The organism is Allomesorhizobium camelthorni (assembly GCF_011045125.1).
Lineage (GTDB): Bacteria > Pseudomonadota > Alphaproteobacteria > Rhizobiales > Rhizobiaceae > Allomesorhizobium > Allomesorhizobium camelthorni.
The window spans coordinates 419,903-444,955 of sequence record NZ_JAAKZF010000001.1 but is presented as its reverse complement, the minus strand read 5'-3'; the positions used below and the strand labels follow the sequence as shown (position 1 = coordinate 444,955).

General features: G+C 62.6%; 25 protein-coding genes and 2 tRNA genes. 8 read left to right on the top strand and 19 right to left on the bottom strand.

Going from position 1 to position 25,053, the window contains the following annotated elements; all coding sequences use genetic code 11:
• Positions 1-125 precede the first annotated feature (125 nt).
• Positions 126-422, bottom strand: a complete 297-nt coding sequence (locus G6N73_RS02275) for an exopolysaccharide production repressor protein (protein WP_165022835.1) — start codon at positions 420-422, stop codon at positions 126-128.
• Between the two features lie 610 nt (positions 423-1,032).
• Here G6N73_RS02275 and G6N73_RS02270 point away from each other — a divergent pair.
• From G6N73_RS02270 to G6N73_RS02255, 4 genes are all read left to right on the top strand, one after another.
• Positions 1,033-1,713, top strand: coding sequence for a sugar transferase (locus tag G6N73_RS02270; RefSeq protein WP_246251564.1), 681 nt, complete (start codon positions 1,033-1,035; stop codon positions 1,711-1,713).
• Between the two features lie 66 nt (positions 1,714-1,779).
• On the top strand, positions 1,780-3,021 hold the full coding sequence (locus G6N73_RS02265) for a polysaccharide biosynthesis/export family protein (RefSeq protein ID WP_165022685.1): 1,242 nt from the start codon (positions 1,780-1,782) through the stop codon (positions 3,019-3,021).
• Positions 3,022-3,047: 26 nt separating this feature from the next.
• Entirely contained in the window at positions 3,048-4,325 is a 1,278-nt protein-coding gene (locus G6N73_RS02260) for an O-antigen ligase family protein (protein WP_165022682.1), read from the top strand.
• On the top strand, positions 4,322-5,356 hold the full coding sequence (locus tag G6N73_RS02255) for an acyltransferase family protein (protein ID WP_165022679.1): 1,035 nt from the start codon (positions 4,322-4,324) through the stop codon (positions 5,354-5,356). The genes G6N73_RS02260 and G6N73_RS02255 overlap by 4 nt, the downstream gene beginning before the upstream one ends.
• 73 nt (positions 5,357-5,429) lie before the next feature.
• Here the strand turns inward: G6N73_RS02255 and G6N73_RS02250 are convergent, their stop codons facing one another.
• Positions 5,430-5,561, bottom strand: a complete 132-nt coding sequence (locus G6N73_RS02250; RefSeq protein ID WP_343044532.1) for a hypothetical protein — start codon at positions 5,559-5,561, stop codon at positions 5,430-5,432.
• Positions 5,562-5,971: 410 nt separating this feature from the next.
• Here G6N73_RS02250 and G6N73_RS02245 point away from each other — a divergent pair, with 410 nt between their 5' ends.
• Positions 5,972-6,496, top strand: a complete 525-nt coding sequence (locus G6N73_RS02245) for a FecR domain-containing protein (protein WP_165022829.1) — start codon at positions 5,972-5,974, stop codon at positions 6,494-6,496.
• A 3-nt stretch (positions 6,497-6,499) separates the two neighbouring features.
• Positions 6,500-8,386 carry a CHASE2 domain-containing protein gene (locus tag G6N73_RS02240; protein ID WP_165022677.1) on the top strand — a complete coding sequence of 629 codons (1,887 nt, stop codon included), beginning with the start codon at positions 6,500-6,502 and terminating at the stop codon, positions 8,384-8,386.
• 94 nt (positions 8,387-8,480) lie between these two features.
• Here G6N73_RS02240 and G6N73_RS02235 read toward each other — a convergent pair.
• From G6N73_RS02235 to G6N73_RS02195, 9 genes are all read right to left on the bottom strand, one after another.
• Positions 8,481-8,565, bottom strand: a tRNA-Leu gene (locus G6N73_RS02235).
• Between the two features lie 93 nt (positions 8,566-8,658).
• Positions 8,659-9,279 carry a 2,3-bisphosphoglycerate-dependent phosphoglycerate mutase gene (locus tag G6N73_RS02230; protein ID WP_165022674.1) on the bottom strand — a complete coding sequence of 207 codons (621 nt, stop codon included), beginning with the start codon at positions 9,277-9,279 and terminating at the stop codon, positions 8,659-8,661.
• Positions 9,280-9,319: 40 nt separating this feature from the next.
• Positions 9,320-10,132, bottom strand: coding sequence for a 4-hydroxy-tetrahydrodipicolinate reductase (gene dapB / locus G6N73_RS02225; RefSeq protein ID WP_165022671.1), 813 nt, complete (start codon positions 10,130-10,132; stop codon positions 9,320-9,322).
• Positions 10,129-11,988, bottom strand: coding sequence for an ABC transporter ATP-binding protein (locus tag G6N73_RS02220; RefSeq protein ID WP_165022668.1), 1,860 nt, complete (start codon positions 11,986-11,988; stop codon positions 10,129-10,131). The genes dapB and G6N73_RS02220 overlap by 4 nt, the downstream gene beginning before the upstream one ends.
• Positions 11,989-12,118: 130 nt before the next feature.
• Positions 12,119-13,144, bottom strand: a complete 1,026-nt coding sequence (locus G6N73_RS02215) for a glucokinase (protein WP_206078593.1) — start codon at positions 13,142-13,144, stop codon at positions 12,119-12,121.
• Between the two features lie 235 nt (positions 13,145-13,379).
• On the bottom strand, positions 13,380-14,459 hold the full coding sequence (mepA, locus tag G6N73_RS02210) for a penicillin-insensitive murein endopeptidase (RefSeq protein ID WP_165022665.1): 1,080 nt from the start codon (positions 14,457-14,459) through the stop codon (positions 13,380-13,382).
• Between the two features lie 111 nt (positions 14,460-14,570).
• Positions 14,571-15,482, bottom strand: a complete 912-nt coding sequence (locus G6N73_RS02205) for an SDR family oxidoreductase (protein ID WP_165022662.1) — start codon at positions 15,480-15,482, stop codon at positions 14,571-14,573.
• On the bottom strand, positions 15,479-16,657 hold the full coding sequence (queG, locus tag G6N73_RS02200) for a tRNA epoxyqueuosine(34) reductase QueG (protein ID WP_165022659.1): 1,179 nt from the start codon (positions 16,655-16,657) through the stop codon (positions 15,479-15,481). Before queG ends, G6N73_RS02205 begins: the two co-directional genes overlap by 4 nt.
• Positions 16,638-17,330, bottom strand: coding sequence for a glutathione S-transferase family protein (locus tag G6N73_RS02195; RefSeq protein WP_165022656.1), 693 nt, complete (start codon positions 17,328-17,330; stop codon positions 16,638-16,640). The genes queG and G6N73_RS02195 overlap by 20 nt, the downstream gene beginning before the upstream one ends.
• A gap of 152 nt (positions 17,331-17,482) precedes the next feature.
• On the opposite strand from G6N73_RS02195, the gene G6N73_RS02190 reads away from it, so the two are divergent.
• Positions 17,483-18,289, top strand: a complete 807-nt coding sequence (locus G6N73_RS02190) for an undecaprenyl-diphosphate phosphatase (protein WP_165022653.1) — start codon at positions 17,483-17,485, stop codon at positions 18,287-18,289.
• 2 nt (positions 18,290-18,291) lie between these two features.
• On the opposite strand, the gene G6N73_RS02185 is transcribed toward G6N73_RS02190, so the two are convergent.
• The 4 genes from G6N73_RS02185 to G6N73_RS02170 all read right to left on the bottom strand — a co-directional run bounded on the left by G6N73_RS02185 (position 18,292) and on the right by G6N73_RS02170 (position 21,128).
• Positions 18,292-19,059 carry a TSUP family transporter gene (locus G6N73_RS02185; protein ID WP_165022650.1) on the bottom strand — a complete coding sequence of 256 codons (768 nt, stop codon included), beginning with the start codon at positions 19,057-19,059 and terminating at the stop codon, positions 18,292-18,294.
• Positions 19,060-19,072: 13 nt separating this feature from the next.
• The gene (locus tag G6N73_RS02180; protein ID WP_165022647.1) at positions 19,073-20,047 is read right to left on the bottom strand and encodes a complex I NDUFA9 subunit family protein; all 975 of its coding nucleotides are present in this window, start codon (positions 20,045-20,047) and stop codon (positions 19,073-19,075) included.
• 125 nt (positions 20,048-20,172) lie between these two features.
• Positions 20,173-20,265 (bottom strand) — tRNA-Ile (locus tag G6N73_RS02175).
• A gap of 410 nt (positions 20,266-20,675) precedes the next feature.
• Positions 20,676-21,128, bottom strand: a complete 453-nt coding sequence (locus G6N73_RS02170; protein WP_165022644.1) for a DoxX family protein — start codon at positions 21,126-21,128, stop codon at positions 20,676-20,678.
• 140 nt (positions 21,129-21,268) lie between these two features.
• On the opposite strand from G6N73_RS02170, the gene G6N73_RS02165 reads away from it, so the two are divergent.
• Complete coding sequence (locus G6N73_RS02165) at positions 21,269-21,466, top strand: CsbD family protein (protein ID WP_165022641.1); 198 nt, start codon at positions 21,269-21,271, stop codon at positions 21,464-21,466.
• A gap of 36 nt (positions 21,467-21,502) precedes the next feature.
• On the opposite strand, the gene G6N73_RS02160 is transcribed toward G6N73_RS02165, so the two are convergent.
• From G6N73_RS02160 to G6N73_RS02145, 4 genes are all read right to left on the bottom strand, one after another.
• On the bottom strand, positions 21,503-22,588 hold the full coding sequence (locus tag G6N73_RS02160; RefSeq protein ID WP_165022638.1) for an ABC transporter ATP-binding protein: 1,086 nt from the start codon (positions 22,586-22,588) through the stop codon (positions 21,503-21,505).
• 195 nt (positions 22,589-22,783) lie between these two features.
• Positions 22,784-23,890, bottom strand: coding sequence for an ABC transporter ATP-binding protein (locus tag G6N73_RS02155; protein WP_165022635.1), 1,107 nt, complete (start codon positions 23,888-23,890; stop codon positions 22,784-22,786).
• On the bottom strand, positions 23,887-24,096 hold the full coding sequence (locus G6N73_RS02150) for a hypothetical protein (protein ID WP_165022631.1): 210 nt from the start codon (positions 24,094-24,096) through the stop codon (positions 23,887-23,889). The genes G6N73_RS02155 and G6N73_RS02150 overlap by 4 nt, the downstream gene beginning before the upstream one ends.
• Entirely contained in the window at positions 24,093-25,052 is a 960-nt protein-coding gene (locus G6N73_RS02145) for a carbohydrate ABC transporter permease (RefSeq protein WP_165022628.1), read from the bottom strand. Before G6N73_RS02145 ends, G6N73_RS02150 begins: the two co-directional genes overlap by 4 nt.
• Position 25,053 lies beyond the last annotated feature (1 nt).

Genomic DNA, 25,053 nt, shown 5'->3' with positions numbered 1-25,053 from the left:
AGACCACGCAGCTGGTGGCCGCGCATCACCAAGTAGGCGGACTAACCCTACCGGCTTGAACTGGAAAGCGGATTGTTCGCAACTGCGAACGGCGATTTCATGACAGGGTTAGGAGATCGCCTGGCTTAAAGGTTACCCGAGCGCGGTACTCCGGGCAGCTGACTCACCTTGCCCGCAGGGTGGTCTTCCTTCGGCAAGCTCTGCAAGGCTTCATCCTTTGCCGTGCTCGCTTCGTCCTTCGTCTTGTCGGCAGATCGCCACACGAGGAATAAAACAGCGGCGAAATAACCGATCTGCAGCAGGACAGCGCAGATCAAGGTTTGAATAAACGTCGTCCATAGCGATTGCGTGATCACATAGGTAGTGATCGCAAACACCAGCAGCACTCCAATAAGGCCGCGTAGAAAGAGCACGAAGGACATTTCTATCCTGTCGCGCCGTTCACACGCAGTTTTGCGTCCAAAATCATGCGCTAAATTCCTCCCGCCGAAGCGTCCCAGCCCCCAGTGATCTAAATCTCCGGATTTTTCGAGGGCCAAGCGCCAATACCAAACCGCGCAAGGGCATTTATATTGATCCGAAAGCGCATAGGCAACACGGCGCGTTTCTTTTGCGGAGCTCCACGGAGCCTCCCATCGGTCAGACCAATTCATGTTGCAGCGCAACTATGGCTTAGAAACCACCGCTCTCCCAAGAGAAATTAGGAAATTCAACTGAAAGAATTATTCGGAATAATACGCAGGTATTTTGGACAATGACGAGTTCTTCCTGACAACAATTTTAGCCTTTCAAACAAACCTTCGGACTTTTATTATGGAAACTGACGCAGCAATAAATCTGTATTTTACGACTCGGATGTGAGAAATCTCTGGCCATCGCCAGTTTGTGACCAATTGTCACAAAATATGATCTGCCGATAGTTCATCGTCCAAATTTCATCACAGACATGACACATCCCTCGCGCTATTGATTTGTCATGTTGCGCTGCAGCATTTCGCATTGTCCCGACGCTTTTCATCGTGGAGCAGCAAAATGAAATATCCTGCCAGTTTGGCCAATATATCACACCGGCTCCGATCGGCTTCCGAGCATCAGCCGCCGATTGGCGGAGCCATCAAACGCGGATTCGACATCATCACCGCCGCGGCGGGAATTCTCCTGCTGAGCCCGCTGCTTCTCATGCTGGCGATGCTGGTGAAGTTTTCGGATGGCGGCCGGGTATTCTACGGCCACAGCCGGATCGGCCGGAACGGCGGTGTTTTCCAGTGTCTCAAATTCCGCACCATGGTGGAAAATGGGGACGAGGTTCTTGCTGCCCACTTCGCCAGGAACCCGCAAAGCCGCGACGAATGGCTCGCCACCCGCAAGCTGCAGAGCGATCCGCGTGTTACCCGCGTCGGAGCCGTGCTGCGCAAGCTCAGCCTCGACGAGCTGCCGCAGATGTTCAACATCCTGCGCGGCGATATGAGCATCGTCGGCCCCAGGCCGGTGGTGAAGGATGAGCTCGAACTCTACGGCCCGGCCGCGGACTATTATCTGAAATCGCGCCCGGGCCTGACCGGACTTTGGCAGGTCAGCGGACGCAACGATGTTTCCTATGGCACGCGAGTCGCCTTCGACCGGCACTATGTCGAGAACTGGTCATTCATTTTCGACCTCAAGATCATCGTCAAAACGGTTCCGGCCGTCTTCTCGTCTCGCGGCAGCTACTGATCCCTGCTGCCAGAAAGGCTCGTCTTGATAGGCAAAGTTGCAAAATCCAGCGTCGCATGGCTCCGCATGGGGCGTTCTCTCTTCACAAGCGCGGTGGCATTCGCCGTCATGCTGTCCGCATTGGCTGCGGTCCCTGCGCAAAGCGAGGAATATCGGCTCGGCACCATGGACAAGCTCCGCATCCGCGTCGTGGAGTGGCAGACTGCGGAAGGCGCGGTTCGCGACTGGCCGACGATCAGCGGCGATTATACCGTCGGCCCCTCGGGCAACATATCGTTGCCGTTTGTCGGCGAAATGCCTGCCAACGGCAAGACGACATCCGAGATCGCCGATGTGATCAGCGAGGAACTGCAGCAGAAATTCGGGCTGCTCGATCGTCCCGACACGTCGGTTGAACTTGCCGAGTTCCGGCCGGTCTTCATCTCCGGCGATGTGCAGACCCCCGGCAAATATCCCTACGCTCCCGATTTGACCGTGCTGAAGGCCGTCAGCCTGGCCGGCGGAATGCGCCGCGCAGCCGATGCCGGGCAGCGCATCGAGCGCGATTTCATCAATGCCCGTGGCAACTACGATGTCTTCGTCTCCGAGCGCAGCGGCCTTCTGGCCAAGCGCGCGCGGCTGATTGCCGAAGCCGCAGGACAAGAGGAAATCGAATTTCCCAAGGAACTCCAGGAAACTGCCGAAGGCAGGAAACTGATCGCGGATGAGACCGCTTTCAAGGCGGCGCGGGAGACGCGGCTGCGCGTGCAACTCTCCGCTATCGAGGATCTTAAATCCCTGCTTCAGAACGAGGTGGCCTCGCTGGAAAAGAAGATAGCCAGCCAGAACCGGCAGATGGAGCTTTCCCGCAACGAACTGAAGGGCATCGGCAATCTTGCCGATCAGGGGCTGGTGGTGAACGCCCGGGTGCTTTCGATCGAGCGCGCGATTGCTGAACTCGAAGGCAAGGTTCTGGACATGGAAACGGCTGCCCTGCGGGCCAAGCAGGACATAAGCAAGGCCACCCAGGATGCCACGACCCTGCAGAACGATCGGGACGCCGAGATCGCCCAGGAGCGTCAGGCCGCGGAAGCCGAAATCGAAAAGCTGAACCTGAAGATCGCCATGTACAGGGACCTGATGGCCGAAGCGATGGCCCAGGATCCGCAGGCCGCGCTCAGCACGGGCGGCGACGCCTCGCCGGCGATCAGTTTTTCCATCGTCCGCGAGGAAGGGGAAAAAACGAAGGAAATGGCGGCCGACGAGAATACCCCGGTCCTGCCCGGGGATGTCATCAAGGTCGGCATCGCGCCGGTTCCCGCTAACTAGCAGGCAAGGCTCGCAATGGAACAGCCATGAAGATCGCCAAGGCAAGCCTTGTCAGCCCGGACCACAATTTCTGGTACGGCTTCGTCGCGATCGCTATCTCGGCTTTCATTCTTGCCTACTCGGCACGTTTCGGCCAGGTCTCGGTTCTTGCCTATTACGCACTGTGGCTGCCGCTGGTTCTCGTCGATTATCGTCATTCGCTCGGGAACTACTTCAAATTCTACTGGATCATTGCCTTCGGCCTTTTCGCCTGCCTGTCGGTGTTCTGGTCCGCCGCGCCCGGCGTCACCGCACGCGCAGGCGTGCAATATTTCTCCCACATCGTCTGTGCGCTGATCGCGGCGAGAACCATGAATGCGAGAACGATGACGCTCGGCATGCTGGCGGGCGTCTGCCTTGTGATCCTTTATTCACTTGCCTTCGGCGGCTATCACTATGATCCGCTGGACGGCGAATACAGCTTCGTGGGCGCCTTCTCGTCCAAAAATCAGCTCGGCTTTTTCGCCTCGCTCGGCATCTATTTCGCCTTTGCCTGCATTTTCATCCTGGGCGAGCGCGGCCTCGCGAGGCTTCTGGCCTTTGTTGGCGCGGCCCTGTCCGGCTACGCGCTGATCGCCTCGCAGTCCGCGACATCGATCATCGCCACTGCCGCCACGCTGGGCGTCATGATAGGCCTCAGCCTCATTCTCCTGTTTGCGCCGCGCACCAGGAAAGCCTTTCTGGCGGCCGGCATCGCGCTTGCTCTCGGCGTCGCGTTCGTCGGGTTGAATTTCGGCGGCATGGACCTGCTGCTCGGAGCCTTCGGCAAGGATGCGACGCTGACTGGGCGCACATATCTATGGGCCGAGGGGCTCGCGGCGGCGCAGCAAACGCCGATCGTCGGCGTCGGCTATTACGGCTATTGGGTCCAGGGTTTTTCCGAGGCCGAGCGGCTCTGGGAAGAATTCTACATCGGCTCGCGCAGCGGCTTTCATTTCCATAACACCTACATCGAAGTGCTGGTCGAACTCGGTTTTATAGGGCTTCTGCTGGCCGGCCTGATCATCGTTCGGGTTCCCGTAGGCCATCTTCGGCGCCTTCTCGATGATCGCGATGACGCGGCCTCCCATGTGATGTTCGGCATCGCCTTCATGCTCTTGGTGCGATCATTCTTCGAAGTCGATGTGATCCACCCATACGTTATCGGATCGTTCCTGCTCTACTATGCGGCCGGTCTGCTCGCGGCATCGAAATCGACGCATAGGCGCCTGGCATTCTCCCCTGCGCACCCTGATCTGCGGCTGCATATGCGGCACGCCCGATGAACAGGCTTTATGGCATCCAGTATCTGCGGGCCTTCGCCGCACTTGCAGTGGTGGTCTTTCACGCGGCCGAACGCACCGGCGGGCATTTCGCCATTGGCGCCGCCGGGGTTGACGTGTTTTTCGTCATCAGCGGTTTCATTATGTGGGTCCTGTCGCAACGCAGGCCCGCCACGCCGGCGCGGTTTCTGCGCGACCGCCTGGAGCGCATAGCGCCGGTCTACTGGATCGCTACCGGCGTGATGGTTGCTGGCGCGCTTGCCGGACTGTTCCCCAACATGAAGCTCACGCTCGGCCATGTGTTCGGCTCGTTGTTCCTCGTCCCGCATCGTTCGCCCAGCAATGGCGAAATCTGGCCGGTTCTGGTCCAGGGCTGGACGCTGAATTACGAGATGTTCTTCTACGCGGTTTTCGCCGGCTGCCTGCTCCTGCCGTCGAGAAGGAGACTGGTGGCCTTGGCGTCCGTTTTCGTTGGCCTGGCGGGATTTGGTCTGATCAGCAGCAGCGGCAACCCGGTTCTCGCGACCTACACCGACCCGATCATTCTGGAATTCCTGATAGGCGCGTTTATCGGCAAATTGTGGCTGGAGGGCAGAATTCCATCGCCCGCCGTGGGCGCTGCCCTGGTCGTCGTCGCGCTTCTCGGTTTCGCTTTCGTCGGCGCGACTTATATCGGATTCGGCCCGCTATCCTTCGGTCCGTTGGCCGCCGCGCTCCTGATCGGCGTGCTAGCGCTGGAAAAGGCCGGCGCGATTCGTCATGTCCGGCCGATGCGCTATCTCGGCGACAGTTCCTATTCGATATACCTCTGGCACACGTTGGCGATTTCGGTCGTGGCCAAGCTTGCCCCGATGCTGCCGATACCGGCTGCGCCGGCAATGATGCTTGCGGTGGCGGCAGGTGTCGCGGTCGGTGTCGGCGCTTACGAAATGCTGGAAAGGCCCATCGGCGCGGCCTTCAAGGGCATTCGCAGCTCCAACCAGGCCAAATACCCATTACCCAGATCCTCCGGCGCGAGTTCGGGCGGCGCATAGTCGAGCGGCCGGACGTTGCTGGGCGGCGGCAGGCGAAGGCTGATGCAAAGATCAGGCCGTCGGTACTGGCGGGCTAAACGCCCCGTCGCCTTGTGAGCGCCGCCTGCAGCACTTCCCGGTCCCCGATCTGGTCACCACGCCCGCTGCCGGCGGGGACGATTCCCGCCGCGACCCAGCGGTCGAAGATGGCGAGCACTGTGCTCACGAAAGCCTCGCTGTTGATGTGCCCTTCGAGCTCATGCAGTTCGGCCGGCTCGCGGATTTAGCCGGGGCGCCCATCGGCTCTCCGTTCAAGCCCAAGGTGCTGGGCTGCCTCGGCGAGGTCAAGGCATTCGCCCCTGCTGCCGGCATTCCTCTCGCCACCCGAACCCGCCGCTCCCTCCAATCGACAGCATTGTCTGGAGGCGATTTGCGCGACCGGGAAGCCTGTCGCCGGTATGGGTGAATTGTTCATTTCAGGGGAACCGGGCTATACTGTTGAACAGAAAATATCGGCATTTGCGGCGGAGATACCTCGTCGGGGATTCACTTTGAGCCAACTTTGCTCCAGTCCGTAGCAATGACAGTCGATTCGGAAAGATGTTTCAACCATAGGAGGAGGTATCTTTCGTGGGTATGAGCCACCGAGCCGTTTGCAGCGCGAGCGTCGTCTTCCTGACGGTATGTTGGGCGACCGTTGCATCGCCGCAATCCGCCAACCTGGGGTGCAACTTGGAGCAAAGGGCCGGCACTTCGAGACAAGTCCTGCGCTGCCCCGGAGGTGTGAGGATCACAGCCGAAGACGGTGCTCGATATTCACTGGCGGACCGCAATCAGGACGGAAACGCCGACGGCGTCATTTTGCGGCGGAAGGCGTTGCTGCTCGAGGTCCCGGCTGGACAAACACCTGGATTCGTCGTCGTCACGCCGCAGGCGATTGCCGCCGTGCGAGGCACAAAATGGGCTGTCGACGCGCAAAGCGGCAAGACGTCGGTCTTTGTCGTTGACGGTCGCGTCGGCGTCCAGCGGCCAAGCGCGAGCGCCGGCGTCCTGCTGGGCCCGGGCGAAGGCGTCGATGTCGAACGCGGAACAACGCCCCTGACCGTCAGGCGTTGGCCGGCGGCGCGTGTGTCCGCATTGATGGCGCGCCTGGGAGAATAAAGCTTGAAGCGCCGGGCGCTCCCGACCCTGATTGCACTCCTTCTGGCGGGGCTTTGGGGTGCCGGTCTGGGATATTTGCACTGGCGCGGGAACATGTGGTTTCTCGATCGCATCGAAGCCACCATGACTGATGTTCGAACGAACATCAGGGGGACGGCAAGCCCACCTGATTTGATCACGATCGTTGCGATAGACGACGAGCTCGCGAAAGGCGAAGGTTTTCCCTTGAACCGCGCCACGCTGTCTCGCCTCATCGATGAGATTGCGCGCTTTGATCCGAAAATAATCGCAGTTGACCTGCTGCTCGTCGATCCAAAAGAAAAAAAGGGCGACGAGGCCCTGGCGCGATCGCTTGGCGGGAGCACGACCGTGATCGCGGCTGCCGCGGTTTTCGCGGGCGGCAAACAGTGGATACCGCCGCAAGCCGACGGCCCCCTCGTCCGATTGCCAGATGCGGAACGATTTCTAATGCCGCTGCAAATGTTTTCCGACGCCGCCGCTGTTGGCGTGGTGAACGTGGCCACCGACCAGACCGGAACGCCTCGCTTCGTTCCGCTGCTGTTTCGTTCAGGAGACCAGGTGGAAGCCTCTCTCCCTTTGCGCGTCGCCGCCCTGGCGATCGGAACCGAGCCTGAGATCGAGCCCAACCGCCTGTTCTTGGGAACGCGTTTGATCCGGACGGATCTCGGCCATCTTCTTCCTCTCGCCTTCTATGGCCCGCGCGGCACCATACCCACGATCAGCGCCGCGGCCGTGCTCTCGGGCCAATTGACTGGCGGCGAAATTCGCAATCGGATTGTTGTGATCGGGGCAACGGCAACCGGAGGCGGAGATGTCTTCCCAACCCCCTTTGATCCGGTGCTCCCGGGCGTCGAGGTGATCTCCACGGCAATCGCCCACCTGATGTCCGGCGACGGCATCGTGAGAGACCGGTATGTTCGTCTTGTCGATGCCGGCTTTGCCGTGGTCCTGCCGATGGTCCTCGTCGCCCTTGTGGCCTGGCGGCGCAGCGCGATCGGCCTGGCAGCCGTCATCGGCGTGGTGCTGATCTGGGCCACAGTCAACGTAACAGCTTTTTCGAACGGCATCTGGTTGAGCGCCGCGCTGCCGATGGCAGCCGCTGCTCCTCCTGCGATCCTGTTCGGAGCCGTGCAGCTCTGGCGCGACCGGAACCGCGCGCAATATTTTGCCACGCAGAGCAAATTGCTGCAGAGGGTACAGGCGCCGGGGCTGGGCCAGTGGCTGGCAAAGCATGGCGATTTCCTTCAGGAGCCGGTTCGTGAAGATGTGGCGGTCGTGTTCATCGATCTGTCCGGCTTCACCGGCCTGAGCGAGACGTTGGGGCCGAACGCCACTCGCGAACTGCTGAGCGCTTTTCACACGCTGGTCGACGAGGAAGTGACGGAGTGTGGTGGCATCGTCACCAGTTTCATGGGCGACGGAGCGATGATCCTGTTCGGCCTTCCCGAACCTGCCGCGGACGATGCGTCGAGGGCAGCCAGCTGTAGCGTCAGGCTATCGCATCGCACCAGGGATTGGCTTGCCTCCCAGCCCGCATCTACCTCATCCCGTCTGGGCTATAAAATCGGAGCGCATTTCGGCACGGTTATCGCGTCGAGACTGGGTGGCGAAAGCCACCAGCACATTGCGGCAACCGGCGACACCGTCAATATCGCCAGCCGGCTGATGGAGGTTGCCGCCAGCCATCGGACCGAACTTGCCGTCAGCGACGAGTTGCTGCATGTGGCCGGAAAAGACTGCGACCTCTACAAGGCCGGAGTCCTTCAAGGGCCGATCGAAACGAATATTCGGGGACGATCTGGCTCGCTCGCGGTCTGGCTTTGGAAGGATGCCGAAGTCGCGACGAACCACTGCTCATCGCGGATATAGATCTCGACCAGGGCTAGCCGATCATCCGGAGATCAGCGGCGCGCCTGGCTGGTGAGCCGTCGCGCGCGATTAGTTCAACGACTTAAAATGGGAATGGTGCCCAGAAGAGGACTCGAACCTCCACGCCTCGCGGCACACGGACCTGAACCGTGCGCGTCTACCAATTCCGCCATCTGGGCAGCGCCGCTGATGTAAGCGGGCGCGGCTGGCCTGTCAACGCGCGATTTTCTTAAAACTGCGCGCGAACAGGAGGATAGGTTGTCCAGCTCAAATCAGTCGGCGAGCACCTCCTTCGAGGCGACGGTGGAATCGGCGTTGAGCCGGTAGATGATCGGCACGCCGGTGCCGAGTTCCAGCTTGACGATGTCCTGGCCCGAGGTTCCATCCAGCGCCATGATAAGCGCGCGCAGCGAATTGCCGTGGGCTGCGACAAGCACGGTGCCGCCGCGCAGCACATGCGGCTGCATGTCGTGCAGATAATAGGGCCAGACGCGCGCGCCCGTGTCCTTCAGGCTTTCGCCGCCGGGCGGCGGCGTGTCGTAGGAGCGGCGCCAGATATGCACCTGTTCCTCGCCCCATTTGGCCCGCGCATCGTCCTTGTTGAGCCCGTTCAGGTCGCCGTAGTCGCGCTCGTTGAGAGCGGCGTCGCGGATTGTCTGGAGGTTTTCCTGGCCGACGGCATCGAGGATGTACTGGCATGTCTTCTGCGCGCGCTTCAGCGCCGAGGTGAAGGCGATATCGAATTTAAACCCGCGCTCCTTCAGTTTCTGGCCCGCCGCCTTCGCTTCCGCATGACCCAATTCGCTCAGATCCACGTCGCGCCAGCCAGTGAACAGGTTCTTCAAATTCCATTCGCTCTGGCCGTGGCGGACGAGCACCAGTGTTCCGGACATGTCTTACCTCTTCATTGCCGTGATTCGTGGAGACGGGCGCCTATGAGAGCCCGAGCACGTCGCGCATGGAATAAAGCCCCGGTTTCCGGGTCCGCGCCCAAAGCGCCGCCTTCACCGCGCCCCGTGCAAAGATCGTACGGTCCTCGGCATTGTGCGACAGCGTGATACGCTCTCCGGTGCCGGCGAGCAGTACCGAATGATCACCGATCACCGAGCCGCCGCGCAGCGTCGCGAAGCCGATATCGCCGGTGCGCCTGGCGCCGGTATGCCCGTCGCGCACCCGCACACTGTGTTGGGCAAGAGCGATGCTTCGCCCCTTGGCCGCGGCTTCGCCGAGCAGCAGCGCCGTGCCCGAGGGCGCATCGACCTTGTGGCGGTGATGCATCTCCAGGATTTCGATGTCGAAGTCGTCCGCATCCAGGGCGCGCGCGGCCTGCTCCACCAGCACGGCCAGCAGATTGACGCCGAGGCTCATATTGCCGCTTTTGACGATCGGCGCGTGGCGCGCCGCCGCTGCGATGCTGGCATCGTCCTCAGGCGAGCAGCCGGTTGTGCCGATCACATGCACGATGCGGGACTGCGCCGCGTATCCGGAAAATTCCACGGTCGCGGCCGGAACGCTGAAATCGAGCACGCCGTCTGCCTTGGCGAAGACCGGCAGCGGATCGTCGGTGATCGGAACGCCAAGCGTGCCGATGCCGGCAAGTTCGCCCGCATCCTTGCCGAGGTTTGGCGAGCCGGAGCGTTCGATGGCGCCGGCGACCGTGACGCCCGGAATTGAATGGATGGTGCGGATCAGCGTCTGCCCCATCCGGCCGGCAGCTCCGACGACGACAAGGCGCATATCGCTCATGCTGTTCTCCCGCGTGCGATCCTGGCTGGCTTGGCCTGCGCGGACGCCGGCTTGGCCGCCTTCTTGATGTCGTTGACAAGGCCGAGGCCTTTGGCGCTCTGCAGGCGGTGGAAGCGTGAATAGACGCCGTGCGGATTGGCCAGCAGCGACTGATGCGTGCCTTCCTCGACCAATCTGCCCTGTTCCAGAACCACTATGCGATCGGCATTGACCACGGTGGAAAGGCGGTGCGCGATCACGATCGTCGTGCGGCCCTCCATGACCGTTGCAAGCGCATCCTGCACGCGCGCCTCGGATTCATTGTCGAGTGCCGACGTCGCTTCGTCGAGAAGCAGGATCGGCGCCTTCCGCACTATGGCGCGCGCGATCGAGATGCGCTGGCGCTGGCCGCCCGACAGCGTGACGCCATTCTCGCCGACCAGCGTGTCGTAGCCTTGCGGCTGCTGGCGGATGAACTCGTCCGCCGCGGCCAGTTGCGCCGCTTGCTCTATCTCGACATCGGTAGCCGATTCGCGGCCGTAGCGGATGTTGTCGCGGATCGTACCCTCGAACAGGTAGGGCTGCTGCGAAACATAGGCGATCTGCTCGCGCAGCGACTGCTTCGTTACCTTCGAAATGTCCTGGCCGTCGATCTCGATCGAGCCGCCATCGACGTCGTAGAACCGTTCGAGCAACGCTGTCAGCGTCGATTTCCCGGCCCCCGACGCGCCCACGATCGCCGTCGTCTTGCCTGCCTCCGCCACGAAGTCCACGCCATAGAGAACCGGAAGGTTCTCCGAATAGGCGAAGGAAACTTCGTTGAAACGGACCTCGCCCTTTTGCACGTCCAGAGCCGGCGCGCCCGGCTCGTCACCCTGTTGCGGCTCGAGGTCGAGTATCTCGTAGATCATGCGGGCGTTGACCAACGAGCGCTCGAGCCCGACCTGCACCCGTGCCAGCCGCCGCGCCGGGTCATAGGCCAGAAGCAGTGCGGTGATGAAGGAAAACACCGCGCCGGGCAGTTGCCCGCCATAGGTCGCGCGGTATCCGGCATAGGCGATCACGCCGGCAATGGCGAAGCCGGCCAGCATTTCGGCTATGGGCGTAAGCCGCTCCGATACGCGTGCGATCTTGTTGGAGCGCACCTCCGCCGTCGCGATGAGCTTGCTTATCCTTCGCGAAAGCTGCTCCTCCATGGTGAACGCCTTGACCACGGCAATGCCTTGGGTCGCCTCCTGCATGGCCCCGATCAGGCGCGAGTTGATCTCCACGGCCTGGCGTGTCACGCCCCGCAGGCGCCGCATCAGATAATTCACGGTAAAGACCAGCGGCGGTCCGATCAGAAGAGCGATCATCGACAGGACGGGATCCTGAATGATCATCACCGCCACCAGCGCCACGAGCGAGACCATGTCGCGTGCGATCGCCGTCAGCGTCGTGCCCAGCAGATCGCGGATGCCGCCGACATTCTGGTTGATCTGTGCTGCGAGCCTACCGGACCGCATTTCCGTGAAGAAGCCGATGTCGAGCTTCATCAAATGATCGAAGATCCGCTTCTGGTAGCGGGCGACGAGATTGTTGCCGACCTTGGCCAGGATCACCGCCTGGCCGTAGGTGGCCATACCGCGAACCGCGAAGGCCACGACGATTGCCACGCAGATCAGCACGATCAGGTCGCTGCGCTGCCGGTAGAAGATCTCGTCGACAACGTCGCGCATCACCCATGCCGCGAAGGCAGTTGTCGCCGCTATCGAGACCAGGCAAAGCACCGCCCCGGCATAGTGCCAGGCATATTCGCGGCCGTTCTCGGATATGATCCGCCGGATGACCGAAACGATCTCGCCCGGATCCGTCCGGCTTTTGCTTCGGTCCGCCAAATTCAACTGTCCGTCCGCGTTGCTCTTTATGCGGCGCACCGCATTCGAAAGACCCTCATAGCGCCATCGACCGGCCTTGCCTATGCCTGCCGGCGGAACATCCGCCAGTGCGACATCGCGGCAACGCCGCTCACGCTCGCCAGCGCCGCCCCTCCGTCTCGACGCCGAACAGCGCCGGCGTCCGGGCATAGGCGGCCAGGCCTGCAAGCGCCGGCAAGGGATGCGTGATCACATAGACCGGCACGGATTTCAGCAATTCCTTGTGCGGCGCCTTGTCCTCGAAAGCGGCACGGAAATTGCCGGTCTTCAGCGCCGGCATGATCTTCTGCGCTATGCCCCCGGTCAGGAACACACCGCCCCGACTCTTGAACACCAGGGCCAGATCGCCCGCGGTCCGCCCCAGGCAGGTGACGAACAGGTCGAGCGCTTCCGTCGCCACCGGATCCGACCGGCTGAGCGCGGCGGCGGTGATCTCGGCCGGCGAAGACATCTTCGCCGTCACTCCATCGGCCTTTGCGATCGCCCTGTAGGCGTTCACCAGACCGCGGCCGCACAGGATCTGCTCACCGGAGATGCGGCCCTCGATCGGCTCGATGTGAGGAAAAACCTGAAGGTCGCGCGGCGTGCGCGGACCGATATCCATATGGCCGCCTTCGCCAGGCACCGGTATCCATCGGCCGCAGGCATGGATCAGCCCCGCAACCCCGAGCCCGGTCCCGGGGCCGAGCACGACGCGGCCGGCATTCGGCTCCGGCGCACCGCCGCCGATCTTTTCCATATGCTCCTTGTCGAGCGCCACAACGGCGAGCGCCTGAGCCTCGAAATCGTTGAGGATGACGATGTCGCTGAGGCCGAGCCCGGCCAGCATCGCCTTCGGCCGCACGATCCAGGGGCAATTGGTCAGCGCGATCTCGTCGCCGTCGACAGGTCCGGCGATGGCCAGCACGGCCGAGCGGGGCTTGACCGGGGCTTTATCCAGAACGGCCGACCGGATGGCGTCGTCGATCGTGGCGAAACTCGCCGTCTGCACGATGCTTGGCTCGCTCGGCTCCGAGTTTGCGTCGAGAACGATGGCGAAACGCGCATTTGTGCCGCCGACATCGCCAATCAGGATCGGAAATTTCAAACCTTGTTCCTGGTCTCCGGAAATCGGCATGTTCTTGCGTCCCAGTTGTTTAGCCGCCGGAGAGGCGGATGCCCGCCTGGCCAGCGGCGACTTCCCTAATGCGACATCTGCCGCGGCGGAGCAACGAACTTGTCTCTCGCCCACGTGCTTGGCCAAGGCCTAAATCGGTTGAAGCCTATAGACGAGGAGCCGTCCCCGCGAAAGAGGCGGGCCGCTTGCGGCGCCAGCCGCTTCAACAAGCTGGTGAATCGAAACTAGACCGCCGCTAATCCGCCGGCCGCGGACGTGGCAGCGGCACGCCAAGATTGGGTGTCGGGGCAAAAGCGCTGGCGGCGATAGGCGGCGCGCCGACGATCGTCTCGATTGTGATGCTTTCGGCGGGCGCGGTTTCAGCAGGCGCCGCCGCTACGGCCGTACCGCCTCCGCCGACCGTTACTGCTGCTTCCGAAACAGGCGCGGGCGCTTCCAGCACCGCGCGGCATTCTTTCGGCAGGCTGTTCATAGTCATCAAATCGCGCGCTTTCGGCGCGTCGGGGTTCTTGCTGGGCCGCCAGGGTTCTTCGGTGAACCACCAGGCGAGCGAGGCGTCGCAACCGTCTCCGCGCGCGGTCGCAGCCTGCTGCTTGCATCCGTTCGAACCGGGCTGGCAGCCTATACGGATGTGGAAATGGTAGTCATGCCCCCAGAACGGCCGCACCTTGCGCAGCCAGCCGCGGTCGCCTTTCACGGTCTCGCAGAGCTTCTTCTTGATGCCGGGATGGACGAGAATGCGTTCGACCTCGCCGTAGCTGGCGGCGCGCCTGAGCAGCCGTGCATGCGCAGCGGTCCAGATTCGCTCGTCGACTGTCAGCCCGCCTTTTTTTATGACCGAGATCGCGCTCACATTCTCGCGCTCAGTCGCCGAGAGCCGCCGGTCGGGCATCGGAGTCAGCCAGATGTCCGCGTCGAGGCCGATCTGGTGCGAAGCATGGCCGGTCAACATCGGCCCGCCGCGCGGCTGCGAGATGTCGCCGAGCAGCAGGCCCGGCCACCCATCGGCGACCGCGTCGCGAGAGAGCTTCTCGAGCAGCCGGATCATGGTCGGATGCCCCCACCGGCGGTTGCGCGAAAGCCGCATCGCCTGCCATGTCGGCCCGTCGGTCGCGATTGCGAGACCGCCAGAAAAGCAGCCCTTGGAATAGAAGCCGTAGGATTTGGCGGTCGTGGCGGCCGGCAGTTTCTGGCTGCCGAAAAGAATTTTGGCCAGTTGTTCGGCGCCGGCCTGCGGCGACGCCGCGGAAAACACCGCAAGCGCTGCGGCGGCAACAATTGCGAGGCGCTTTCCCCATCCAAATAACGATTTCATGCGCGTTTCCCGCGAATTTTAGGCCCCGACCCCAACCTTGAAAGCTGCTGGTTACTGAAAGGTGAATCGACCCCTGTCCCAAATCATACCATGGCGCGCGCCGCGTTTCGATCACGACCTGCGGATTGGACTGCGCGCATCCCGAGGCCCTGCGCCCTTCCAGTTCCCTTCGGCCCACATCGCATCGAACGCCGCTTTGTAGTCCGGAAATCGGAACGCATAGCCGGTCCGCTTGATCGCAGCGTTCGAGACGCGCTTGTTCTCGCCGTAGAAGGAACGCGCCATCGGCGAAAGCTCTGCGGTTTCGAAGGGGATTTCCGGCGGCGGCTCGACGCCCATCAGTCCGGCCGCATAGGTAACGACATCCTGCGGCGGCGCCGGCATGTCGTCGGTGACGTTGAAGACGCCGCCCTGTTTGCCGCCGGCGAGATGCCAGAGCGCGCCGGCTATGTCGGCCACGTGGATGCGGTTGAACACCTGGTTCGGTTTCACCAGCCGCCTCGCCGTCCCTTCGGCAAGGTTGACGAAGGCGTTGCGGCCGGGCCCGTAAATGCCGGAAAGGCGCAGAATCGCAACCGGAACGCCGGCTTCACGGCCAAACTCCAGCCATTCCTGCTCCGCCTTTAGCCGCAATGCGGAGCGGCGCGAAACCGGGCGGCATTCGCTTGTTTCGTCCACCCATGCTCCGCCATGGTCGCCATAGACGCCAACGGTGGAGAGGTATCCGATCCATTCGAGTTCGGGCATTTTCGCCACGATCAGATCGCGCGCCGCATTGAGCACCGGGTCGCCGGCTTCGTCAGGCGCGATCGAGACGATCAGATGGCTGACGCCGCGCAGAACGTCAGCCAGTTCGGGCTTCATCTGGCCTGAAAACAGGTGAGACTCGATCCCGGCCTGCCTCAGCCGGTCGAATTTCGCGGGCGAGCGTGTCGTGCCGGCGATTTTGGGCGCCGGGTCGGGGGCGGTGTTTGCAAAGGCCTGGCCGGAATAGCCGGCGCCGAAGATGAAGAAACTGGTCATGCGTAGCTCTTGATCCTTCCGGCGGCTTCGAGCGCCTGGTTCCATTCCGAGATCACGTCCGCGTCGCCTTCTTCCGCCACCCGACCGTCGGCAAGTTCGGCAAACCCCCGCGCGTCCAGCAGCCGCGAAAGCGCCCAGACCGCCGCCCCGCGCACCAGCGCCGAAGCTTTGTCGAGATGTGCCTTGCACTGTTCTATCAGCCTGGCCTCGCCTGAATTGCCGGCGGCGATCAGCACATTGCGCAGGAAGCGGTCGCGCCCGATCCGCTTGATTGGCGAACCGGAGAAAAACGACCTGAAAGCGGCGTCGTCGAGCGACAGCAGATCCGCGAGCGCCGGTTCGCGCAGGTCGTCGCGTGCGGCGAGCTTCGCTTCCGACGCTGTGCGCGCGAACTTGTTCCAGGGGCAAGCGGCCAGGCAATCATCGCAACCATAGATGCGGTTGCCGATCGCCTGCCTGAATTCATGCGGAATCGGCCCCTTGTTCTCGATGGTGAGATAGGAGATGCAGCGCCGCGCATCGAGCCGGTAAGGCGCCGGGAAAGCGTTGGTGGGGCAGGCGTCGAGGCAGGCGCGACACGAGCCGCAATGATCTTCTTCCCTTGCGTCGGGCGCAAGTTCGGCGGTGGTGAAGATACTGCCCAAAAACAGCCAGGAGCCATGCTCGCGGCTGACCAGATTTGTGTGCTTGCCCTGCCAGCCGAGCCCGGCCGCCTCGGCCAGAGGCTTTTCCATGACCGGTGCGGTGTCGACGAACACCTTGACGTCGCCGCCGGCCTGCGCCGCGATCTTGCCGGCGATCTGTTTCAGCCGACCCTTCATCACGTCGTGGTAGTCGCGGTTTTGCGCATAGACGGAGATCGCTCCGCGATCGGGCTTTTCGAGCACCTCGCCGGGATCACGGTCGGGACCGTAATTCATGGCGAGCACGATGATCGAGCGCACATCGGGCCACAGCGTCCTGGGGTTCGCCCGGCGCAGCATGGTCTCTTCGATCCAGCCCATGGAGCCGTGAAAACCGTCGGCGACGAATTCGGCAAGGCGGACTGGCGCTAGCGGGATCGCGTCCGGCGAAACGACGGCGACGGCGTCGAAACCGGCCAGCCTCGCCTCGCGGTCGATCATCTGCCGCAGGCGCGCGCTCCGTTGAGGCTTTTCAGAAATCGAGGTCCGCATAGTGAGACACCGGCGAAAGGCCGCGCACCCGGTCGCCCAGCAGCGGGCGGAAGGAGGGCCGCGATTTCACGCGAGTATACCATTCGCGCGCGGCATTGTGGTCGCGCCAGTCCACCTCGCCGAGATAGTCGAGCACGGAAATCGCCGCGGCCGCGGCAAGGTCGGCATAGGTTATCCTTGGACCAGCCAGCCAGTGCCGCGTTCCGGCCAGCCAGTTCGTGTACTTCATGTGCTGGCGGATATTGGCGCGCGCGGCCCGGATGGCTCCCGAATCGGGCGAACCGCCGCCCTGCGCCTCCGCCATCATCGGCTTCAGCACCCTTTCGCGCACCAGATGCCGGGTCACCTCGCTCTCGGTCTTGGTCAGATACCAGTCGACCAGGCGGCGAATTTCGGCCCGCTCCATGTGATCCTCGGCGAGCAGCCGCTTTTCGCGCTTCAGAACGCCCCGGGTTTCGTCGAGATATTCGGCGATCACGCTGGCGCCGACGATCGGCACGTCGCCTTCCGCAAGCAGCACAGGCAGCGTTCCTGCCGCGTTCAGCGCCAGGAATTCCTTCCGACGCGTCCAAGGCTTCTCCTCGATCAGCGCCAGTTCCTCGCCATATTCGCCGAAGGCAAGACGAACGAAACGGCACGAAGCGAACATGGGATGGTGGAAAAGCGTTAGCATGGTCCTGCGATAAAAAGTGCGCTGGTCAATTGCCGGCGACGCGGGTAGAGGTTGACCCGCCCGATCGACGGGCCGTCATGGTCGACCCGACCTATAGGGTTAGTTCCGCGTCGTGACAAGCAAGCGGCCAACAGCATCCAGCCGAGAGACCGATGGAAAATCAGACGATCGTGGAAGCGCTGCTGCTTGGCATGCTCGAAGGCCTGACCGAATTTATCCCGGTGTCCTCGACGGGACATATTCTCCTGGCCGGGCATTTCCTCGGTTTCGAATCGACCGGCAAGACTTTCGAGGTGCTGATCCAGCTTGGCGCGATTCTCGCCATCCTGACCGTCTATTCCGCCCGGCTGTGGCGGATCGCGGCCGAAATGCCGTATTATCCAAAAACCCGCCGTTTCGTTCTCGGTATCCTCGTCGCCTTCCTGCCGGCCGCGGTGATCGGCGCGCTGGCGCACAGCTTCATCAAGACCGTGCTGTTCGAAACGCCGAAGCTGATCTGCATCATGCTGATCATCGGCGGCTTTGTGCTGTTGTGGGTCGACCGCCTGACGCTGAAGCCGAAATATCATGACGTGAAGCAATTTCCGCTCTCGCTCTGCTTCAAGATCGGCCTCGTTCAATGCCTCTCCATGATCCCGGGCACGTCGCGTTCGGGAGCCACCATCGTCGGTTCCCTGCTGATGGGCGCCGACAAGCGCTCGGCGGCCGAATTTTCGTTCTTCCTGGCCATGCCGACCATGGCGGGCGCCTTCGCCTACGACCTCTTCAAGAACCGTGACATACTGTCATTGGCCGATCTGCCGGTGATCGTGGCCGGTTTCATCGCGGCCTTCATCATGGCTGTCGTCGTCGTCCGTTCCCTGCTCGACTACGTCTCCAGCCATGGCTACGCGCTGTTCGGCTGGTGGCGGCTGATCGTCGGCGGCGCCGGTCTCGCGGCGCTTTACCTCGTGGGCTGAGTTCACAACAATCCCGCCAGCCCGCGTCTCAGCAAATCGAGCGCGAGGATGGTGATGCCGATGCGGAACCATCTCTTGAAGGTTTCTTCCGGCATGTTCTCGAGCATCTTCGTGCCGTAGAGCGTGCCCAGAAAGCCCGAGGCGATCATCACCGCGATCAAGGGCAGCCAGTCGCCAAAGGCGAAGCCGGCAAAACCGAACACGACAATCTTGAGCGCGTGCTGCACCGTCATCCCGGCCGCATGCGTGGCCACCAGCGCCTTGCGGTCATTGGCGAATATCTGCGCGAAAACCGCCGAAAGCAGTGGTCCGGTGGCGCCGACGAACATGGTCATCAGCGCCAGCGCCGCACTCGCCACGGCGAGACCGGCCCGCCCCAGCCGCTCGATGCCGGGTATTTTCGTCCAGGTCACCGCAATGATGAAGCCGCCCAGCACCAGCTTGAGCAGCGCGTCCGGAAGCTGGACGACAAGGAAAGCGCCGCCGACCGCGCCGATAATGCTGCCGGCAATGAACGGGATAGCGACGTCCATGCGGACGTTGCCGCGCTGGCGCCAGGCGCGGCCGGTATTGGAGCCGAGCTGCACCGCGCCATGCACCGGTATCAGCGCCGCGACCGGAACGAACAGCCCCATCAGGGCAAGCATTGCGACACCGCCACCGACGCCGAAGGCGGCGGTCAGCGCCGAAGTGAAGAAGCTGGCGACAACCAGCAGCGCTGCAACTGCGGCACTCAGCCCTTCGGGCAGCAGGGCGGCGAACGCCTCCACCGCCCGGACCCGGTCAGGCTTCGGTCTTCTGCGAGAACTGCCCGGCCGGGCGATAGCGCCAGAGATAGGTCGGCAGGATGGCTGCGGTCGAACGGCCCTGTATGCCGAGGGCGGCAAGCGTACGCCGCTCCGCCTCGGCTTCAGCCGAGACGATATTGTCGGTCTTGAGCAGCGTCACCTGATCCGAAGTCAGGAGCGGCTTGGGCAGAAGGCCAAGGAACGATGCCTTCATATAGGCGAGCCACCACGGCACCGGCACGAGCAGCCGCTTGCGGCCGATCGTTTCGAGCATCTGTTCCATGCATTGCCGGAAGCTCATGATCCGCGGCCCGCCGAGTTCGTAGATCGTGCCGCCCCCGACTTGACCGTCCACCGAACGCGCGATCGCTTCGGCGACATCGCCGACATAGACCGGCTGGAACTTCGTCTCGCCGCCGCCGATCAGCGGCAGCACAGGCGAAAAGCGCGCCATGTTGGCGAAGCGGTTGAAGAAACCGTCCTCCGGGCCGAATATGATCGACGGACGGTAGATTACCGCATCCGGAACTGTTTCGAGGACGGCGATTTCACCCTGCGCCTTGGTCTTGGCATAGACAGCCTCGCCTTTGATGTCGGCGCCCAGCGCCGAGACGTGGGTCAGTCCCGCGCCTGCCGAACGCGCCGCCTCGGCCACTGCGCGGGCGCCGAAATCCTGCACTGCCGAGAATTTCTGCCGGCCCGATTCGTATAGAATGCCGACCAGATTGACGACGTGGTCTGCTCCCTGCACCGCGCGGTCCACTGACCAGCGCACGCGCAGATTGGCCTGTATCGGCTGAATCTGCCCGACATTGCCCAGCGGCTGCAAATGCCCCGCCAGATGCGGCCGCCGGCTGGCGACGCGGACCCGATAACCCCGCCTGGCCAAAGCCTGCACGACATGGCGGCCCAGAAAGCCAGAGCCGCCGAAAACGGTCACGAGCTTCGGCGTTTGCAGTATTTCGGTCATGGCGGGCTCCGGGAGGCTTCGCCGTGTCTTTAATCGGTTTCTCGGCAAAGGCAAAGAGCGCAGATGTGGCTGCATGGCAAGCGCTGCCACCGAATGCGAAGAGCCGGCGAAGTACAAGAGATAGCTGGTGGCCCCGCCCGGGTTCGAACCGGGATCGCTCTCTAATCTGGAGACGTGCCGTGTATAAGACGGGTGTTTTACCGTTAAACTACAGGGCCGGCACTCAGGAGTGCGGAACCCGTATTCGGATGGTATGTTGGCGCAGCGCGAACATCAGGAACCGATAGAACTAAATGACCAGCCCTCACAACCATGACCCGTTTGCCAAACGCCAGGTGCTGGCCGGGCGCTGAGTTAACAAATGCTGAAACCAATGCTCGCCATATTGCGCTTCACGTGGGTGCTGGCATTTCTCATCGGAGGGACGGCGTTCGGTGCATCCTATGGATGGGAGCACCATGGTTGGTTTGGAGCCATCGCAGTCGGTTTTGTTGGCCTCGCCGTCGGCGCTCTTTTGGCAGGTTCGCCCCGCCTAGTTCTGCAACTTCTCAACTAAGTACTTCAAACGAAAGGCCCCGCGAAACGGTTCTGGCGACGCTCTCGACCTGTACCGGTGGATCGGTGCTTGTCAGAATTCCCTGCCGATTTTGGCGTCGACCGAATGGCGATTGCCGCCGCGAACGACGAAGAAGAAAAACACCACAGACCACAGGATCGACTTTTCGGCCCCGGAATAACCCTGGCCCTGGGTGACCCAGTGGAACCACACCGTCACCAGCAGGACGATCATCGCCGCGAAGGCAGCCGGACGGGTGAGCAGGCCGATCGCGATCAGGATGCCGCCGAAGAATTCAGTGAACGACAGCAGCGGCGACCAGAAAGTGCCGGGATAAAACCCAAGCCCTTCGACCATTCCGGCCGCGCCGAAGGGGTCGCGTATCTTGCCCAGGCCGTGCGTGAAAAGCGCCACGCCGGCGACGATGCGAAGCAGCGTTTCGGCGCTGTCGTGCAGGCCGGCATAGACGCCGCGCAGGGCTGGAATGAACAGGCGCTTGCCTGAAATCTCTGTCGCTATGCTCAAATCCCGTGCTCCCTTATTGCAGTGCGAAATTGCAGTGCGAAAAAATGGAGCGGAACCGTTCACGGTCAAGTCAACAAGGTTTGATCCGGGAGGGCTCGTCCTCCGGCGCGGAATCCGAGCCGCGAGCAGCCGAGACGCAGATGAACTGGAATCAGGTCGAAGGCAATTGGGAGCAGTTCAAGGGCAAGGTACAGAGCAAGTGGGGCAAGCTCACCAATGACGATCTCGACGTCATAAGCGGCAAGCGCAAGGAACTGGCCGGGCGCATCCAGAATGCCCACGGCAAAACCCAAGAGGACGCCGAGCGCGAAATCGACGAGTGGCTGACCCGCCACTGATCAGGGCATATCAGGCCGCCGCAATCGTAGCGGTCGTCAGCGGGCGTGACGGAGGCTGACGCCGCTGGCCTGATCGAACAGCACCACCTTTTGCGGGTTCCAGGCAAAGCGCACCGACTCTTCCAGGGCCACTTCGGTCCTGGCCGGCACGGTTGCCCGGACGGTCTCGTCGCCGACGCGCAAGGTCAGGATCTTCTCGACGCCGTGGTTTTCCACGTCATGCACCTGGGCTTCGACCGGAGCGCCGGGCTCCAGATAAATATCCTCGGGCCGGATGCCGAAGGTGAGCGGGCGATCTTCTCCCGCCGCTCCGGCCTGGGTCGCGCCGGCGTAGGGCAGCTCGAAACGCGTCGGGGCCACGATCGCCCGCCCGCCGGACAGTTTTCCGTCGAGCAGGTTCATCGGCGGCGAGCCGACCGAGCGCGCGACAAAGGTGTTGAGCGGGTTGTTGTAGATCTCGTTCGGCGTGCCGGTCTGCACCAGACGGCCGTTGTTGAGCACGCCGATCTTGTCTCCCATCGACATCGCCTCGATCTGGTCGTGGGTAACGAACAGGAAGGTCTCGCCGAGATTCATTTGCAGGTTTTTCAACTCGGTCCTGAGCGCCTCGCGCAGTTTGGCGTCGAGCGCCGAAAGCGGCTCGTCCATGAGGAAGACGCGCGGCTGGCGCACGATGGCGCGGCCGATCGAGACGCGCTGCATCTCGCCGCCCGACAGCCGGTCGGTCTTGCGCTCCAGCAGATGCTCGATGCGCAGCGTCTTTGCCGCACGGGCGACACGCTCCTCGATCTCCTTCGGTTCGATGCGCCGGATTTTCGACTTCAGCGGGAATTCGAGGTTCTGGCGCACCGTGTAGCGCGGATAGAGCGAATATTGCTGCAGCACCAGCGCCACGTCGCGCTCGGCCGCGCCCCAGTCGCCGACATCGACGCCGTCGATGAAAATCTGCCCCTCGGTCGGCGTTTCCAGCCCGGCGATGAGCCGCAGCGTCGTCGTCTTGCCGGCGCCGGTCTCGCCCAGCAGTACGAAGAATTCGCCGTCGGCGATCTCAAGGTCGAGCCCCTTCAGCGCGGTGTGGTTACCGAATTTCTTGGTGATGTTTTTAAGCTGGATATGGGCCATGTCAGATCGCACCCTCGCGAGAGATCGCGTTGCCTTTGATGCGCATGCTTCGCCCCCTCCACAGCCTTCGGCGGTCCCCCTCCCCCGTAAACGGGGGAGGATCAAGACGGCGACGCTCGCGGTTCCTCACCTGCGAAGCGGGGAAGGGGGACCATGCGAAGCATGTTGGAGGGGGCACGATGGCGAGCACTACCCTCACAGCCTCACCCCCAGCGAATTGCCGCTTTCCGTGTCGAAGAAGTGCGCCTGCGCCGGGTCGAGCTTGGCATAGACCCGGTCGCCGGCATTGGCGACATAGCCGCTCCTGGTGCGGGCGCGCAGCATCTGAGAGCCCACCTTGAGGTCGACGATGTCGTAGGAGCCGAGCGGCTCGATGATGTGCGCCTCAACCGGAAGAAAGCCGTCACCGGCCTGATGCGCGACGATGACGCCTTCGGGCCGGATGCCCAGCGAGAGCCCGCCAGCTGAGGCCTTGCCGTTCAGCCTGGAGAGCAGTTCGCGCGGAAAGGCAAAGCCCTGGCCGGCGCCCTCGACCGTGACCTGCGCCGCGCCTGCGGATTCGGACACGGTGGCGGGGGCGACATTCATCACCGGGCTTCCGACGAATTGCGCCACGAACAGGTTGGCCGGATGGGCATAAACTTCCGAGGGCGTGCCGACCTGCTGCAGGATGCCCTCATGCATGATGACGATGCGGTCGGCGAGGCTCATCGCCTCGATCTGGTCGTGCGTCACGTAGATCGTCGTCGATCCCTGCTTCAGGTGCAGCCGCTTGATCTCGGCCCGCATCTCCTCGCGCAGTTTGGCGTCCAGCGCGCCGATCGGCTCGTCCATCAGCATCGCCTTCGGCCGTCTGACCAGCGCGCGGCCGATGGCGACGCGCTGCATGTCGCCGCCGGAAAGCGCCGAGGGCTTTCGGCCCAGGAGGTCGGTGATGCGCAACACCTTCGCGATCTCGCGCACCTCCTTGTCCACCTCGCCCCGGCTGATACGTGTAGCGCGCAGCGGAAAGGCGATGTTCTCGTAAACCGTCATATGCGGATAGAGCGAAAAGGACTGGAACACCATCGCGATGTCGCGGTCCGAGCATTTGAGATGCTGCACCGGCGCGCCGTCGATCAATATGTCGCCGTCGTCGATAGTCTCCAGCCCGGCGATAGCGCGCAGCGTCGTGGTCTTGCCGCAACCAGACTGGCCGAGCAGCACGATGAACTCATTGTCCTCGATCTTCAGGTTCAGGTTCTTGATGACCTGCACCGCGCCGAAATATTTCTGGACGCCTCTGAGCTCGATCTGGGTCATGAGTGACCTTCTTTGACTGGAGCTTCCACATCCTCCGGCACGACCTTCGAGCCGAACCAGTTGGTGAGCAGGAATGTCACCAGCCCGATGATGATGATGGTCAGCCCGTAACGGTGCAGGAAGAAATTCCATGGCTGGCAGAGCGCGACGATGCCGAGCACCATGACGATTTCGGCGATCCTCTGTAATTTGTCGCTGCGGATCATTTGCGGATCGCTCCGAAGGACATGCCGCGCAGCAGGTGGTTGCGCAGGAGGAAGGTGAAGATCGCGACCGGCAGCAGGAACAGGAACGTGCCGGCGGCGATTACGGTCCAGTCCGGCAGCCCGGAGCCTACCTGGCTCGGGATGAAGGGCGGCGCGGTCTGGGCGCGGCGGTTGGTCATGATCAGCGCGAAGGCGTATTCGTTCCACGCGGTGATGAAGCAGAATACGGCGGTAGCCGCGATGCCGGTCGCGGCTTCGGGCAGCACGACCTTGAAGAAGGCCTGCATGCGGGTATAGCCGTCGACCAGCGCCGCCTCCTCATATTCCTTCGGGATCTCGTCCATGAAGCCCTTCATCAGCCAGACCGAGAAGGACAGGTTGAAGGCCGTATAGAGGATGATCAGGCCCCAATGCGTGTCGTTGAGGCCGACGGCGCGGTACATCAGGAACATCGGGATCGCGACCACCACCGGCGGCAGCATGCGCGTCGACAGGATGAAGAACAGCAGGTCGCCCTCGCCCTTCACCTTGAAGCGGGAGAAACCGTAGGCAGTGAAGGTGCCCATGCCGACCGCGAGCACCGTTGAGGTGATCGCCACGATCAGCGAGTTCATGAAGCGGTCAGGGTAGCCGGAAAGCTGCACTTCGCCGCGGCCGGAACGAACGACCTTTTCGCCGCCGTCCATGATCGTGCGCTCCCACCACGGCGCCGCCTCGTATTCCTCCGGCGACGGTGCTTCGCGCAGTTGCGATCGCTTCGTGAAAAGCTTCACGAATGGCGAAATCTCGGGCGTGAACACGACGGTCGGCGGGATCGTGGTCGCCAGATTGCGCGGCTTGAAGGCCGTTGCTGTAATCCAGTAGATCGGTGCCAGGAAGATCAGCGTGATCAGCAGGACGGCGACGATCGCGACCCGGTTGAGCGCCACTTCGCCCGATGTGCGGACTGCCGCCATC